Raw genomic sequence first — 528 nt, forward strand, 5'->3', positions numbered from 1 at the left:
GCAAGGCGCTGATCGTCCACCACGAAGGCCACGACGATTCTGACCTTGATCTGAAGTGCGGGTGCGCGGACTGGCGGACCGATGAAGACCTCGAGATCGACTTCGCCGACGACATCGCCGACATCTTCCCCACCGGCCTCTACCCCGACGAGTACGGGCCCGGACTGCGCGAAGACCTCGACCGCATCGCCGAAGCCCTCGAACAAGAACGCCTCAACACCGAACTCCGGAAAGCACGAGCCAAGCTGCGCAAGAAATACGCCGCACCCAAACCCACACCGACTCCAGCTTCGCAGGCCGAGACCGAACCGAACACCGGACCCGAACACGGCCCCCGAACGGGAACCGGACCCGAGCGAGACTCCGAACAGGGCTCCGGACCGGGCTCCGGACCGGGCGGACGCTTCCGCCCCGAAGACGAGCCCGCCCCCACACCACCGCCGACTGACGCAGCGGCCGTACCGGCCGCACCGGTCGCGGCGATGCGTCTGGTGCACCCGAAGACGAACGAACCGCTGATTCCGGTGC

The 528-nt window shown here is 67.2% G+C and carries 1 pseudogene; it reads left to right on the forward strand.

What is annotated here, in order from left to right:
* A pseudogene (locus L0U85_RS09670) lies at window positions 1–528 on the forward strand (hypothetical protein); the annotation flags it as partial.

Origin of the sequence: Glycomyces sp. L485 (assembly GCF_022548875.1) — a bacterium.
GTDB lineage: Bacteria > Actinomycetota > Actinomycetes > Mycobacteriales > Micromonosporaceae > Glycomyces.